Source organism: Boseongicola aestuarii (assembly GCF_900184815.1).
GTDB classification, from domain to species: domain Bacteria; phylum Pseudomonadota; class Alphaproteobacteria; order Rhodobacterales; family Rhodobacteraceae; genus Boseongicola; species Boseongicola aestuarii.
In genome coordinates this window covers 1-712 of record NZ_FXXQ01000069.1, presented here as the reverse complement: position 1 = coordinate 712, position 712 = coordinate 1, and the positions used below count along the sequence as shown (strand labels likewise).

At 58.1% G+C, this 712-nt stretch carries 1 protein-coding gene; it reads left to right on the top strand.

All coding sequences use genetic code 11. From position 1 onward, the window contains the following. Window positions 1–72: 72 nt before the first annotated feature. A partial coding sequence (locus tag BOA8489_RS20080; RefSeq protein WP_093976074.1) for a class I SAM-dependent methyltransferase occupies window positions 73–712 on the top strand: 640 nt, incomplete at its 3' end.

The window sequence follows — 712 nt, the reverse complement described above, 5'->3', positions numbered from 1 at the left end:
GCCTCGCAGAGTTTTTGCGCAACGTGGAATGTCGTGTAGCCTGACGTCGCACCTAATGTGAGGATTCGGACGATGGCCGGAGAAGTCAAACATGAAAATGAGAGCATTTGGGATTCAGCCGCTCCGGGCTGGGCAAAATGGGAATCCGCTTTAATGGGAGCCGCCGCCGAGGCTACTGAACAAATGCTGGATGCGGCCAACGTAGAAATGGGAATGAAAGTGTTGGACCTCGCCTGTGGCGCAGGCAGCCAGACGATTCAAGCCGCGAAGCGTGTTGGGCCGACTGGCCGGGTTGTCGCAAACGACATCGCAAAGAAAATGTTGATCTTTGCGAAATCAAACGCCGCCGACGCGGGACTGACCAATGTCGAAACACTGCACGGACCAGCGGAAGATCTTTCCGAAAGTGGGCTGCGCGTCGATGCGGCAACCTGCCGACTCGGTCTGATGCTGTTCCAGTCGCCTCAAGACGCGCTCGCGGCCGTGCGAAGCGTCTTGGTGGAGAACGGGCGCCTCGCTGTTCTTGTGGTGGCCTCGCCGCAGGACAACCTGCTGTTTTCAAAAACCATGATGATCGCACTAAAACATGCCGGGAAGACCCCGCCGCCGCCGGGTTCACCAGGGCTGTTTGCACTGTCAGACCCTGCGAGACTAGAGAACTTATTCCAAGCGGCCGGGTATATCGACACCAGGGTCGAGCAGGTCGTCGCCC